Below are 13,102 nucleotides of genomic sequence, written 5' to 3' on the forward strand. Positions count from 1 at the left end.
CTTATTCCGAGTAAGCAACGGCGCGTTGCAGGCGGGCAAACGCCGCGTCCAGCAGCATGCCGACAACACCGATGAACAAGATCGCAACGATCATGCGATCGAGCCGCAGCCCGTTCCATTCGTTCCAGACGACGTAGCCGATACCCGTACCACCAACGAGCATCTCGGCCGCGACGATCACAAGCCACGCAATGCCAATCGAAATACGCATGCCCGTTATGATGGTTGGTGCGGCAGCTGGCAGGATCACCGTCAAAGCTGTGCGCATTGAGCCCAGCTCGTGCGTGCGGGCAACGTTGACCCAATCAGAGCGCACGTTTGCAACGCCAAAGGCTGTATTGGTCAGCATCGGCCAGAGCGAGCAAATGAAGATCACGAACAGCGACGAAAGCTCGCTGTCTCCAATTGTGAAAAGGGCAATTGGCATCCAGGCCAGCGGCGAAATGGGCTTGAGAACCTGAATGTAGGGGTCAAGGGCACGAAAAAACAAAGGCGACATGCCAATAAGAAAGCCCAGCGGGATCGCAACCGCGGCGGCTAGGGTATAGCCAATCACAACGCGCAATAGCGAATAGCCCATCTGGATTCCAAACCCCATGTCATTGGTTCCATTGACATAAAATGGGTCGGTGATGGTGGCCCAAAGCTCTTTGCCGATTAGCGCCGGCGAGGGGAAGAGCGAACCTGGCGCCGGGGCCGAGTTTTCGTCGGGCACACTGATTCCAAGCGCACGAATGCCTCCAGCAGCTTCAATCATGGCGCGGGACAGGCCAAGATTGGCGATTTGTTCAAGCTGAGCATAGGCCACGCCCTCGGCCGCATAAGTGTCGATATCTTCGCCGCTCATGTTGGCGGCCAACAGGGTGTCGCGCTGTTCTTGCGAAAGTTGAACGCCGATCGGTCCGGTATCGGGGACATGTGTTGCCGCATGCCAGATCAGAAGACCGACGACGAATATGGCAACCGAAAGCAAGGTGCTCCGTGCGTCAAGATTTGCGAACATTCCGCTGCTCCAGATAAAAAATTGGGGGTCGGGGCACGCACGCACCCCGACCCTGTGGCTTCACTACGCCTTAGATGGTGCGGCTAAACGGCTGGTTGTTGATGAACTCTTGCGCCTGCGCGGGCGAAAACTGTTCACCCTGGATCTCAACCGGCGCATACACGTCCTGTTCTGCGTCCGAGAAGGTCAAGTTCGCATCCGCCGCCATCATTTTGCGCATGGTTTCACGCGTCGTGGTGGTCAGAACGAGGTCCTCTGCCAATGTCGCATAGTTCGTATCGCTGTCGATATAGTTCCAGCGACGCAGCTGCGACAGGACCCAGGTGCCCATGGTCTGTGTCGGCAACGGCATGAACGAAATCCGGTCCGGCACGTTCTTGATGTTCCCCTGACCATCCGGGAATACACCTGTCAGGATCTGTTTCAGGATTTCGACCGGTTGGTTGAGATAGTTGGCCGGCGCCATGGATTCGGCAAAGGCGACGCGTCCTTCCGCGGTCTCAGCCGCGGCTGTAGATTCCAGAATGGACGTTGTCAGGGCCATGGTTGTGTTCGGGTTCTCGTTGATGAATGTCTCTGACAGGCCAAACACACAGCACGGATGCTGCTTCCAGAGATCCAGTGTCAGCTTGTGGATAAAGCCCACCTGGTCATAGACGGCGCGCTGACAGAACGGATCCGGTGCGAGGTACCCATCCACGTTTTCCGAGCGCAGGTTAGCGACCATCTCGGGCGGCGGAACAACGCGGATCTGAATGTCGCGGTCGGGATCCAAACCTGCGGCGGACACGTAGTTGCGCAGCAACAGGTTGTGCATGGAATACTCGAAGGGAACGGCGAATTTGAAGCCTTTCCAGTTGGCAGGATCCTGATTATCGCGGTGCTTGTTGGCCAACACAATGGCCTGACCGTTGGTGTTTACATTCGACACCACTTTCCAGGGTTGCGCGGTCGAGCCGATCCCCAAGGACATGGCCATGGGCATCGGGAACAGCAGGTGCGAGCCGTCATATTCACCATTCAGACACTTATCACGAGACACGGCCCAACCAGCGGTTTTCACGATATCGACGTCCAGCCCGTAGCGCTGATAAAAGCCCAAAGCGTGGCCACCGATAATCGGCGTTGCACAGGTGATGGGAACAAAGCCAAGCGTCAGTTTGGTTTTTTCCAGGTTCTTCATGGCCTCTTCGGCCATCAATTGCAGCGATGACAACGGGAAGACGGTCGCGACAGCTGCAAGAGCACCGGTGACGCCCGCGCTGCGCAAAAAGGCGCGGCGCGAAATATCGGTTTTGAAGAGCCCCTGCATAACCGAGCTTTCAAGCGCCCGCGTCATCCCGACCTCGGCGTTCAGCGACTGCTTGGCCCTGCGACGCAGAACATCTGCATCCTCCGGCGTAAGCCCGGCATAGGGGTCCGCCGGTTCGCCCGACGCTTCGCCGCATTCATTCCAAACATCAATGTTTGGGTTAAACGGATCTTTAAAGTGGGTCATCGATTATCCCTGTTTTGGTTTTCAAAACGTTTGCGCGACGAACGACGGAGGGGGATCATTGCGTTGGGCAACGACTCGACTCTGTCGATTAAATCGCGTCTCAACCCATTTTGCTTTGGCCCTTGGGAAAAAAAAGGCGTTGCCAAAAATTTGTGCTGTCTAAAAATTTACAACAAAAACAATGCCTAACTCAGTGTTAGCGGAAGGGATGAAATACGATTTTTCGTAATTTACGAAATTTCGTTGGCTCTGCGGCGGAATGTGTTAACGCTGGAACCATGAATACAGCCCATCATGCTTCCGCCTCTCCTGTCGCGGGTTTGCCCGAGGCGGCACTCGTTCTGTGCACCCGCACGGATACGATTAGCGACATCAACGACCACGCGCTCAGCTTGCTGGGCTTAAAAGACGGCCCGTTTCCGACTTTTGCGCGCTTTATTGGCGCTCAGCTTGCCGAGTTCATGGTCTTCATCGACGAGGTGGACACCCGTGGCGAGGCATGGACGCGCAAAATCAGCATCACTTCTTTGCAAGACGATGTCCTGAGGTGCGAGCTGAAAGCGCGCCGATACGAAGACGGCACGAACCGTATACTGTTGATGATTACCGACCTCGACTCGATGGATCGTCGCGCTCATATCGAAGAGGTGGCCGAGCTTCAGCGCGCCGGACTGGACGAATGGCGCCGTGCGGAAAGCTTCTTTTCCGAACTTGAGCGTCGCAATCAGCTGATCCTGAATGCGGCCGGCGAAGGCATTTATGGGCTAAATGCCGAAGGCAAGACGACCTTCGTCAATCGTGCCGCGCAAGAAATGCTGGGTTGGACAACCGACGATCTTTTGGGCAAAGACATCCATTCAATCATGCATCATACCCATTTGTCCGGCGAACCTTACCACCACCATGACTGCCCCATCTACAAGTCCTTCCGGTTCGAACAGGTTAATCGCATCGAAGACGAAGTGTTCTGGCGGAAAGACGGCAAACCGATCCGCGTCGAGTATATTTCAACCCCAATTTACGACCACCAGATCCTCGCCGGGGCGGTTGTCATTTTCCGCGACATAAGCGAGCGCAAGGAAAACGAGTTCAAACTCAAAACCGCGCTTCAGGAAGTGGCAGAACTGCGCGACCGGCTGGAAGAGGAAAACGCCTATCTGCAAGAAGAAATCAACTCTGAGCGTGCGCACCACGATATTATCGGTACATCCGCGGCTACTGCGCAGGTTCTTGCCCAGATCGACCTGGTTGCAGAAACCGAAGCGACAGTGATGATTTCGGGGGAACCCGGCACGGGCAAGTCTTTGATTGCGAAAGAGATTCACCAAGGCAGCCCCCGACGCAAACGCCCCCTCATCCATTTCAACTGCAGCTCTGTTGTGCCGGAAGCCGTAGAGGCGGAGTTGTTCGGGCAAGTGCGCGGCGGGCCGAACGCCGCCAAGCACGACAAGCCCGGCAAGCTGGAGCTTGCCCATGGCGGAACGTTGTTTTTGGACGAGGTTGAAGACCTGCCGACAAATATCCAGGGAAAGCTGCTCCACGCTTTGCAAAACAAGTCCGTCACTCGTCTGGGCGATACACGCGAAAAACCGCTGGACATCCGTGTGATTTCCGCCACGACCCTTTCGCCCAGTCGCGCCTCTGCAAAAAAGACGCTTCGCGAGGCTCTGTATATGCACTTGAGCGTGTTCCCGATTTCATGCCTTCCACTTCGCGAAAGGCCCGAGGACATCCCGTCTCTGGCGGCACATCTTCTCAAAGATGCCTGCAAAAAGCTCAACAGGCCGGTCCCCAAGATCACAGAGCGGGTCATGCAGCAACTGCAAAGCTATTCCTGGCCCGGAAACGTGCGGGAGTTGCGCAACCTGATTGAACGCGCCGTCATTGTTTCCAAAGGGAACAAGCTGCAAATTGAGCTTTCGGGCAACATTTTCGAAGGCGCAACCAGCGAAGACAACATCAAAACCGAGGCCGAGCTGCAGGCCTTCGTTCGGGCAAACCTTGCTGCTGCATTGCGGATCACCCAAGGCAAAGTGTCGGGGCCAACCGGTGCTGCCGCGATCCTGGATATGCCGGCGACGACCGTGTATTCGCGCATTAAGTCTTTCGGTCTTTCGGAAGCAGACTGGGAATAGACGCCCCCCTTAGGAACGCCGTTCGGCCCAATGGATCAACATTCGCCAGTTCGACGACTACGCCACCACTTCCCTGTTTTTTAGACAAGCGCTTAGTAGGCACCAAGGTTGGAAAGCGGCGCTCCACGTTTTGAACTACGCAAGGAAGCTTTGGCCCTATACGCACTGCTCAGACCAACAACAAAATGCGGCAAGGCAACTCCCGCGACCCCTCGTAGGAACAGGAGGGCTCTGCAACCTAAAACGAGCTCTTTCACTGTCCACGGTTTTCGTGGCGGAGGAGGAGGGATTCGAACCCCCGGAGGGCGTTAACCCTCAACGGTTTTCAAGACCGCCGCATTCGACCGCTCTGCCACTCCTCCGCGGAAGCTTCGGATTAACCTGCAAGAAATGATTCTGAAACCCCAATCGACAGGCCGAAAATTGCCCAACTGCCGGGTAGCGGCCTTTCCATAGGTCGGCATCACGGTTATCCTTCGCGCGTGCGCGCCATCAAGAAGCGCGTATTCGAGGGCAACTCGGCCAGACCGGCATGGATCAGGATGGCCAGGTAAGGGCGGTAAAGGGGCAAGTTATGGCGCATCGGATTTCAGCGCGCATCGCGGCGGCGGGAATTGGATTGGTTTTGCTGGCAGGGTGCGAAGAAGGCACCGGTCTGTCGCTGTTCGAAGGCGGCAACGTCTCAAGCGAAGATGCCACGAACCAAACAACACTGGTCGAGCGCGAGGTCGAAGCGCCCGAGGTTTTCCAAGCCACCGAGAACGGATTGTGGGACGGACGCCCAAGCTTTGGCGGCGTTTGGGTCACGTTTCCCGACGTAAAGAGCCCCGAACAAGTCATCATCCGTAACGAGGCCAACGGCAAATTCGTGATTGGCGCACTGTTCGACCGTGAACGCGACAACCCCGGCCCGCGCCTGACGGTGTCGTCGGATGCGGCTTCGGCATTGGGCATGTTGGCCGGTCAGCCGACGCCGCTGAATGTCACAGCCTTGCGCAAAGAGCAGGTTCCGGTTGCGCCCCCAGTTACCGACGCACCACCGGCAGAGGCGGCGCCGGTTGACGAAGTGTCGACCGAAACCCTGGACGATCCGATTGAAGCCGCCGCGGCCGCGATCGATCGTGCCGAAGAACAGGTCGGAGATATCGCACCGGCCGACGCGCCCGCTGCTCCGGCTGTCGCTCCAGCAGCGCTGCCCAAGTCGGCGCTGGACAAACCATTCATCCAGATTGGCATTTTCTCGGTAGAAGCCAATGCAAACCGGACCAGCGACAACCTGCGCAAGGCCGGCGTGGTACCCACCGTCAAAAAAGGCGAAGTGAAGGGCAAACCGTTCTGGCGTGTTATCGTTGGGCCCGCGGGCACCAAGGCCGACCGCGATGCCTTGTTGGAAAAAGCACGAGGGCTGGGCTTTGCCGACGCCTATTTCGTGACGAACTAAGGAAGCAGTGATGCTCAAGATGCGCGCGAATCTCATCGGGCTTTGCCTGGCCGCTTTGGTTGCCAGCCCGGTGATGGGCTTCGAAACCCGGGCGACCTCGGCCTTTGTACTGGATCAGACCACCGGCACGGTGCTGTTGAACAAGAACGCCCAAGTGCCATTGCCGCCCGCCTCTATGTCCAAGCTGATGACGCTGAACATGTTGTTCGAGGCCCTGCGCGATGGCCGCGTGACGCTGGACACGCAATTCAGCGTGTCAACCCGCGCCAAGTCGATGGGCGGGTCCACGATGTTCCTGAACGAACGCGACCGCCCAACGGTCGAGGAATTGATCCGCGGCATCGTTGTGCAGTCCGGCAACGATGCCTGCGTGGTTGTGGCCGAAGGTCTGGCCGGGACCGAAGACGCCTTTGCCCGCCTGATGAACACCCGCGCAAAAGCGCTGGGGATGAACAACTCGACCTTCGCCAACGCCTCCGGCTGGCCCAATCCGAACCAGCGGATGAGCATGGAAGACCTGGCCGTTCTGGCCAACCGCCTGATCACCGAATTTCCAGAGTATTACGGCTATTTTGGCGAGACCGAGTTTGGATATGATGGCCGCGCGCCGGACAACCGGTTCAACCGCAACCCGCTGCTGAAACTGGGCATCGGGGCGGACGGCCTGAAAACCGGCCACACGAACGAGGCGGGCTATGGCCTTGTTGGATCGGCCCGGCAGGGAACCCGGCGTGTGATTGTCGTGTTCTCGGGGCTGCAATCGGCAGCAGACCGCGCGCGCGAGGCCGAAAGCCTGATCAACTGGGCCTTCCGCCAGTTTGTTGAAAAATCGGTGGCCAAGGCGGGCACACGCATGGCCGAGGCACAGGTTTGGATGGGCGCGGCCCCCCGCGTTGGCCTTGTGGTGGCCGACGATGTAACGCTGCTGGTACCTGCGCTGACCCAAGGTTCGGTTCAGGCCGAGGTGCAGTTCGAAGGCCCAATTCAAGCGCCAGTTACAAAGGGTGACGTACTGGGCAAGATGATTGTTCAACTGCCAGACATGGAGGCGGTCGAAATCCCGCTGGTGGCTGAAAGTGATGTTGCCAAAGGCGGCTTTCTGCCCCGCGTCAAAACCGCTGCGATGATCCTTTTGGATCGCCTTGGCGCGCGGGCACAGACCCTTTAAGTGATGACCGGGCATTTCCTGTCGTTCGAAGGTATCGATGGCTCGGGCAAGTCCACCCAGGCGCGGATGCTGGCCGACCACCTGCGGCAAGCGGGGCGCGACGTGGTTCTCACGCGCGAGCCTGGCGGCTCCGCCGGGGCCGAGGAAATTCGGCGGCTGGTGCTGGAGGGTGATCCCGACAAATGGTCAGCCGAGACCGAGATTCTGCTGTTTACCGCCGCCCGCCGCGACCATCTGGAAAAAACCGTCTGGCCTGCGCTCGAGGACGGCAAGGTGGTGATCTGCGACCGGTTTGCCGATTCCACTCGCCTGTATCAAGGGATTACACGTGGCGATCTGCGGGGCGTGGTGGATCGGCTGCATGATCAAATGATCGCGTGCGAACCGGATTTAACTTTTGTCATCGATATGGACCCGGCGATGGGTTTGGCCCGCGCCAAGGGCCGCCAAGGGACAGAGGAACGGTTCGAGGATTTTGGCCTTGGCCTGCAGGAACGCATGCGCGAGGGTTTCCTGAACCTTGCACATGAATTCGCGGACCGCTGCGTTGTCGTCGATGGCGCGCGTGCAATCGACGCCGTGGCCGCCGACGTGGCGCGAATTACGATGGACCGTCTTTCACCCGACGCCGCATCCGCGTAGCCTGCCCGCCATGAGCAGCGACGATATCCCCGAACCCGACCGCATCGAAGGTGCGCCGCATCCGCGTGAAACCACTCGGCTGTTCGGGCAGGACCCGGCTCAGGCGGCGTTTCTGGATGCGTTCAATTCGGGTCGTTTGCATCATGGATGGATGATTACGGGGCCAAAGGGCATCGGCAAAGCCACGTTTGCTTGGCGCGCCGCAAGGTTTCTGCTGACACAACCCCTGGACGCGGATGACGGTCTGTTTGGCGCGCCCCCTGCCCCGACCTCGCTGGAGGTTGATCCTGACCACCCGGTCGCCACGCGCCTGCGCGCCCTTTCGGAGCCGAACCTGTTCCTGCTGCGCCGCGCATGGCGCGAGAAACCTTCCCCTGCCCGCCTGCAAACGGTGATTACCGTGGACGAAGTGCGACGGCTGAAAGAGTTCTTTGCCCTTTCCGCCGCAGGCGGTGGGCGACGGGTAGTGATCGCGGACGCGGCCGACGAGATGAATGTGAACGCAGCCAATGCGCTGCTGAAACTGCTGGAAGAGCCGCCCGAAAACGCCACGATCTTTCTAATCGTGCACCAACCGGCGCGCCTGCTGCCCACCATCCGCTCGCGCTGCCGCGAGTTGCGCCTGTCGCCCTTGGCGCCGGGGGATATGGCGCAGGCCATGCAGTCCGCTGGTACGGAAACGGATGACAGCGCTGCCCTTGCTACGCTGGCGGCCGGGTCCGTGGGCGAAGCAATCCGGCTGACCCATCAGGACGGGTTAAAGCATTATGCGGGCTTGCTGCAACTTCTGAACTCCATGCCCAACGTCGACCGCCCCGCCGCTCTTGCGCTGGCCAATAGCTGCGCGGGCAAAGCGAATGAGGCGCGCTATGACCTGACGCTGCGCCTGCTTGACTTGCTGTTGACACGCCTGGCCCGTGCCGGCGCCGGTCAACCGCCCGAGGTCGAGGCCGCCCAGGGCGAGATCCAGATTTTCGCCCGTCTTTGCCCCGACATCCCCGCCGCCCGCAAATGGGCGCAGGGCGCCACCGAAATCAACGCCCGGCTGGGCCATGGGCGCGCGGTGAACCTTGACCCTTCGACGCTCATCCTTGATACGGTTCTGAGGATGAACGAGATGGCGGCAGAACTTGTCGCCCGATAGGCGCGGCCATTGCAATGACACCACCCGAAATCACCGACAGCCACTGTCACATCGACTATGATGTTTTTGCCGACGAGATGCCCGAGATGATCGGGCGCGCGGCCGAAGCAGGCGTGACGCGCATGGTCACCATCTGCACCCGCCTGCGCGAGTTGCCCAAGATCCGTGCCATCGCCGAGGCCCACGCACCCGTCTTCTTTGCGGCCGGCACTCATCCGATGAATGCCGCCGATGAGCCGATGGCGACGGTGGACGAGCTGATCGCCGCCGCCGCGCATCCGAAATTTGTCGGGGTCGGGGAAACGGGGCTCGACTATCACTACACGGCCGAAAGCGCTGATATGCAACAGGCCAGCCTGCGCGTACATATCGACGCCGCACGACAAACCGGCCTGCCGCTGATCATCCATTCGCGTGACGCCGACGACGACATGGCCCGTATCCTGGCCGAAGAGCACAGCAATGGCGCCTATAGCTGCGTGATGCATTGTTTCTCGTCCGGCGCTGAACTGGCACGTGCCGCGCTGGATCTGGGGTTTTATCTGTCGATGTCCGGCATCACCGCCTTCCCGCGGTCGACCGAACTGCGCGAGATTTTTGCCGCCGCGCCGATTGACCGGATCCTGCTGGAAACCGACGCCCCGTACCTGGCGCCACCCCCCTATCGCGGCAAACGAAACGAGCCGGCCTATACCGCCCATACCGCACGCGCAGCGGCCGAGACATTTGGCATGGACTATGCTGCCTTTGCCGCACAGACGCAGCAGAATTTTGATCGGCTTTTCACCAAGGCCGCCTCGTGGAAGGCCGTTGCGGCATGAGCCTGCGCTTTACCATCCTTGGCTGCGGGTCATCGGGCGGCGTACCCCGTTTGGGCGGGCATTGGGGCGAATGTGATCCCAACGAACCACGCAACCGGCGCAGTCGCTGCTCTATGCTGGTAGAGCGTATCGGCGCAGAGGGGACAACGCGTGTTCTGATCGATACGTCACCCGATATGCGCCAACAATTGCTGGCCGCCGGTGTCGGCACACTGGACGCGGTGGTGTACACCCATTCTCATGCCGACCATGTGCACGGTCTGGACGATCTGCGGCAAGTGGTCTTCAACATGCGCAAACGTCTGGATGTCTGGGCTGACGGCGCCACACAGAACGATCTGTTTTCACGGTTCGGATATGCCTTTGTACAGCCCGAAGGCTCGCCCTATCCGCCAATCCTGGACATGCACACAATCGACGGGCCGTTTGAAATCGACGGTGCAGGTGGTGGCCTTAGTTTTCAGCCACTGCGCGTGGGGCATGGCGCCATCGACGCGCTTGGGTTCCGCATCGGCGATCTGGCCTATATCCCAGATGTGGTCGAGATGTATGACGAGACCTGGCCACAGCTTGAGGGTTTGGAATATCTCGTTCTGGACGCCTTGCGGCGCAGCCCGCATCCAACCCACATCAATCTGGCCACCGCGCTGGAATGGATCGCCCGCCTTCAGCCCGCCCACGCGGTTCTGACCAACATGCATATCGATCTGGACTATACGACCGTGGCCACCGAGACGCCGGACCAGGTGACACCTGCCCATGACGGGCTTGTCATAGAATTGGCAGAATGACGCCATGGCGCTGATGGTTCAGGTCATCCTGCCGGTCGCCATCTTGGTGGCCTGCGGATACCTGGCGGCGCGGTTCCGTGTGTTGGGTGAGGCTGCGGTTGACGGCCTGATGCTGTTTTCGCAGAAATTCGCGATCCCGTGCCTGCTTTTTGCCGCCATCGCGCGGCTGGACCTGGCCACGCAGTTTCGCGGAACGTTGCTGGCGTCATATTATGTCGGCGCGCTTTGTGTCTTTACACTTGGCTTTCTTGGCGCGCGCTTTCTGTTTGGGCGCCCCTGGCAGGACAGCGTGGCGATCGGCTTTGCGGCGTTTTTCTCGAACTCGGTGCTGCTGGGCCTGCCGGTGACCGAACGCGCCTATGGCGCCGATGCGTTGCAGGCCAATTTCGCCCTGATCTCGATCAACGCGCCCTTGTGCTATTGCGTGGGTGTCACCGCGATGGAGCTGTTGCGGTTTTCGGGCGCGTCCAGCCTGGTGAAACTGCGCGCGGTGCTCAGCGCGATGTTTTCAAACGTGCTAGTGGTGGCGATCATGTGCGGGTTTGTGGTGAATCTGGGCGCGATTCCGGTGCCCGACACCCTGTGGCAAGTGATCGACATGGCCGCCGCCGCGGCCCTGCCGGTGGCGCTGTTCGGCTTGGGCGGGGTGTTACTGCGGTACCGCCCCGAGGGCGACATGGCTACCATCCTGTTCATCTGCGCATTGTCCTTGCTGATAAACCCCGCGATTGTCTGGACAATGGGACAGACGCTGGACCTGACCACAGCGCAATTCCGATCAGCGGTCATTACCGCCGCCATGGCCCCGGGCGTCAACGTCTACCTGTTCGCGGATTTCTACGGTGTGGGACGACGGGTTGCGGCGTCATCGGTGCTGCTGGGCACGGTCCTGTCGATCCTCAGCGTCTGGATGTGGCTGTCGATCCTGCCCTAAACGCCGCTGATCGATTTCACCGCCTGAAATGCGCGGATCCCCCACAGCCCCGCCTCGCGCCCAAAGCCCGAGGCCTTACGCCCGCCAAACGGCGCGCCGGGTGCGCGCGAGGTGCCGTTGATCTGCACCATGCCCACCTGCAAGCCGCCCGCCACACGGGCCGCACGTTCGCGGTCAGCGGTTTGGATATACCCGGCCAGCCCATAGGCGCTGTCATTGGCCAGGCGCACCGCCTCGGCCTCGTCGGCAAAGCGCGAGATTGCCAGAACCGGGCCAAACACCTCTTCGTGGAACAGCCGCATTTCGGGCGTGACATCTGCAAAAACGGTCACGCGCGGGCAGAACGGTCCGGCCATGTCGGTGCCAAGACCGCCCGCCACCAGCCGCGCGCCATCCTCGATCGCCTCGGCGATACAGCGCTGCACCCGGTCGAACTGCGTGGCCGAGACCAGTGGGCCCAGATGCCCCCCGGCGGTTGCGGGCGCGTTGAAAACATACCCCCCCGCCTCGGCCACCGCCAGCTCAACCACCTGATCATAGATCGCCGCGTGCACCAACATTCGCGAGGCCGCGTTGCAGGATTGACCCGAGTTGCGCACGCAATGCGCCATACCCTGCTGCACGGCCAGCGGCAGCGCGCAATCGTCAAACAGAATATTGGCAGACTTCCCACCAAGCTCCAGCAGCACGGGCCGCAACATTGCGCCCGCCGATGCGGCCACCTGCCGCCCCGCCGCGGTGGATCCCGTGAAGCTGACCACATCCACCCCTTCGGCGCCGACCAGAGCCGCGCCGGTCTGCCCGTCGCCCTGCAACACCGTCAGAATGTCGCGCAAACCGGCGTCATCAGCGACTTCGGCAAGCATCGCTCCGCTTTCGGGGGACAGTTCCGAGGGTTTCAGTACCATCGTGCAGCCCGCCGCCAACGCCGCCCCAACCTTCAGTGCCGCCTGGTTCAGCGGCCAGTTCCACGGTGTGATCAGCGCCGCAACGCCCAATGGCTCGTACCGCACCGCGTGCGGGGCCAGCGGTTCGGGCACCTGCGCCGCGGCCTGATCCATCGCCGCGCGGATCACCCGCAAATGCGACAATGCCGCGTCCACCTGCTTGGCGCGCGCAAAATCAATGGGCGCACCCATCTCGCGGCTGATGGCCTGGGCAAAATCCTCGTGCCGCGCCTCGATCCCGGCAATCAGCGCCTCCAGCAGCGCGGCGCGATCCTCGGCCGCGCGCAGGTCAAACGCCATCCGCGCACGCCCCACCGCGCGCGCCACATCCCCGTCATCACCCAGCGGCAGCCGCGCCCTCGGCACGCCCGTCGCCTGATTGGCCAACACCGCAAAGCGCCGCGCATCCGCATCGGCGCTGCGCGGCAAAAAACAGGGCGCATCGCTCAGCCCGGCATATGGCAAATCGCTTGCATTCATACGCCCACTCATGACAGAGCCCCCGGCAAAGCGCCATCCTGATTGCGCGCACATTTTCCTCTTTCCCTTTGCTGGATTCTGGCCTATACGCGCGTCTT

General features: G+C 60.5%; 11 protein-coding genes and 1 tRNA gene. 8 read left to right on the forward strand and 4 right to left on the reverse strand.

Going from position 1 to position 13,102, the window contains the following annotated elements; all coding sequences use genetic code 11:
* Position 1: 1 nt before the first annotated feature.
* Positions 2-1,003, reverse strand: coding sequence for a nitrate ABC transporter permease (gene ntrB, locus ACMU_RS07265; RefSeq protein WP_035257954.1), 1,002 nt, complete (start codon positions 1,001-1,003; stop codon positions 2-4).
* Between the two features lie 70 nt (positions 1,004-1,073).
* The gene (locus tag ACMU_RS07270; RefSeq protein WP_035257958.1) at positions 1,074-2,501 is read right to left on the reverse strand and encodes an ABC transporter substrate-binding protein; all 1,428 of its coding nucleotides are present in this window, start codon (positions 2,499-2,501) and stop codon (positions 1,074-1,076) included.
* 278 nt (positions 2,502-2,779) lie between these two features.
* Between ACMU_RS07270 and ACMU_RS07275 the strand changes: the two genes are divergently transcribed.
* Positions 2,780-4,636, forward strand: a complete 1,857-nt coding sequence (locus ACMU_RS07275) for a sigma-54 interaction domain-containing protein (RefSeq protein ID WP_035257961.1) — start codon at positions 2,780-2,782, stop codon at positions 4,634-4,636.
* A gap of 272 nt (positions 4,637-4,908) precedes the next feature.
* On the opposite strand, the gene ACMU_RS07280 is transcribed toward ACMU_RS07275, so the two are convergent.
* Positions 4,909-4,998 (reverse strand) — tRNA-Ser (locus ACMU_RS07280).
* Between the two features lie 212 nt (positions 4,999-5,210).
* Here ACMU_RS07280 and ACMU_RS07285 point away from each other — a divergent pair.
* From ACMU_RS07285 to ACMU_RS07315, 7 genes are read left to right on the forward strand one after another with little or no spacing between them, the layout of a single operon-like run.
* The gene (locus ACMU_RS07285) at positions 5,211-6,077 is read left to right on the forward strand and encodes an SPOR domain-containing protein (protein ID WP_081805435.1); all 867 of its coding nucleotides are present in this window, start codon (positions 5,211-5,213) and stop codon (positions 6,075-6,077) included.
* 19 nt (positions 6,078-6,096) lie between these two features.
* On the forward strand, positions 6,097-7,245 hold the full coding sequence (locus ACMU_RS07290) for a D-alanyl-D-alanine carboxypeptidase family protein (RefSeq protein WP_035258712.1): 1,149 nt from the start codon (positions 6,097-6,099) through the stop codon (positions 7,243-7,245).
* Between the two features lie 3 nt (positions 7,246-7,248).
* The gene (gene tmk, locus ACMU_RS07295) at positions 7,249-7,887 is read left to right on the forward strand and encodes a dTMP kinase (RefSeq protein ID WP_035258713.1); all 639 of its coding nucleotides are present in this window, start codon (positions 7,249-7,251) and stop codon (positions 7,885-7,887) included.
* A 10-nt stretch (positions 7,888-7,897) separates the two neighbouring features.
* Positions 7,898-9,031: a DNA polymerase III subunit delta' gene (locus ACMU_RS07300; protein ID WP_035257966.1), complete on the forward strand. Its 1,134-nt coding sequence runs from the start codon at positions 7,898-7,900 to the stop codon at positions 9,029-9,031.
* 14 nt (positions 9,032-9,045) lie between these two features.
* Positions 9,046-9,852, forward strand: a complete 807-nt coding sequence (locus ACMU_RS07305) for a TatD family hydrolase (RefSeq protein ID WP_035257968.1) — start codon at positions 9,046-9,048, stop codon at positions 9,850-9,852.
* Positions 9,849-10,643 carry an MBL fold metallo-hydrolase gene (locus ACMU_RS07310; RefSeq protein ID WP_035257971.1) on the forward strand — a complete coding sequence of 265 codons (795 nt, stop codon included), beginning with the start codon at positions 9,849-9,851 and terminating at the stop codon, positions 10,641-10,643. Before ACMU_RS07305 ends, ACMU_RS07310 begins: the two co-directional genes overlap by 4 nt.
* Positions 10,644-10,647: 4 nt before the next feature.
* Positions 10,648-11,577: an AEC family transporter gene (locus tag ACMU_RS07315; RefSeq protein ID WP_035257974.1), complete on the forward strand. Its 930-nt coding sequence runs from the start codon at positions 10,648-10,650 to the stop codon at positions 11,575-11,577.
* Here ACMU_RS07315 and ACMU_RS07320 read toward each other — a convergent pair.
* Positions 11,574-13,016 (reverse strand): aldehyde dehydrogenase family protein, encoded by a 1,443-nt coding sequence (locus tag ACMU_RS07320; RefSeq protein WP_161635641.1) that lies wholly within the window; start codon positions 13,014-13,016, stop codon positions 11,574-11,576. The genes ACMU_RS07315 and ACMU_RS07320 overlap by 4 nt on opposite strands.
* Between the last annotated feature and the right edge of the window lie 86 nt (positions 13,017-13,102).

Source organism: Actibacterium mucosum KCTC 23349 (genome assembly GCF_000647975.1).
GTDB lineage: Bacteria > Pseudomonadota > Alphaproteobacteria > Rhodobacterales > Rhodobacteraceae > Actibacterium > Actibacterium mucosum.

Excerpts from the sequence above, each read along its gene's own strand:
- ACMU_RS07320 (WP_161635641.1), bottom strand. The coding sequence starts at position 13,016 with ATGAGTGGGCGTATGAATGCAAGCGATTTGCCATATGCCGGGCTGAGC.
- ACMU_RS07290 (WP_035258712.1), top strand. The coding sequence starts at position 6,097 with ATGCGCGCGAATCTCATCGGGCTTTGCCTGGCCGCTTTGGTTGCCAGC.
- ACMU_RS07300 (WP_035257966.1), top strand. The coding sequence starts at position 7,898 with ATGAGCAGCGACGATATCCCCGAACCCGACCGCATCGAAGGTGCGCCG.
- ACMU_RS07275 (WP_035257961.1), top strand. The coding sequence starts at position 2,780 with ATGAATACAGCCCATCATGCTTCCGCCTCTCCTGTCGCGGGTTTGCCC.
- ACMU_RS07310 (WP_035257971.1), top strand. The coding sequence starts at position 9,849 with ATGAGCCTGCGCTTTACCATCCTTGGCTGCGGGTCATCGGGCGGCGTA.
- ntrB (WP_035257954.1), bottom strand. The coding sequence starts at position 1,003 with ATGTTCGCAAATCTTGACGCACGGAGCACCTTGCTTTCGGTTGCCATA.
- ACMU_RS07315 (WP_035257974.1), top strand. The coding sequence starts at position 10,648 with ATGGCGCTGATGGTTCAGGTCATCCTGCCGGTCGCCATCTTGGTGGCC.
- ACMU_RS07305 (WP_035257968.1), top strand. The coding sequence starts at position 9,046 with ATGACACCACCCGAAATCACCGACAGCCACTGTCACATCGACTATGAT.
- tmk (WP_035258713.1), top strand. The coding sequence starts at position 7,249 with ATGACCGGGCATTTCCTGTCGTTCGAAGGTATCGATGGCTCGGGCAAG.
- ACMU_RS07285 (WP_081805435.1), top strand. The coding sequence starts at position 5,211 with ATGGCGCATCGGATTTCAGCGCGCATCGCGGCGGCGGGAATTGGATTG.
- ACMU_RS07270 (WP_035257958.1), bottom strand. The coding sequence starts at position 2,501 with ATGACCCACTTTAAAGATCCGTTTAACCCAAACATTGATGTTTGGAAT.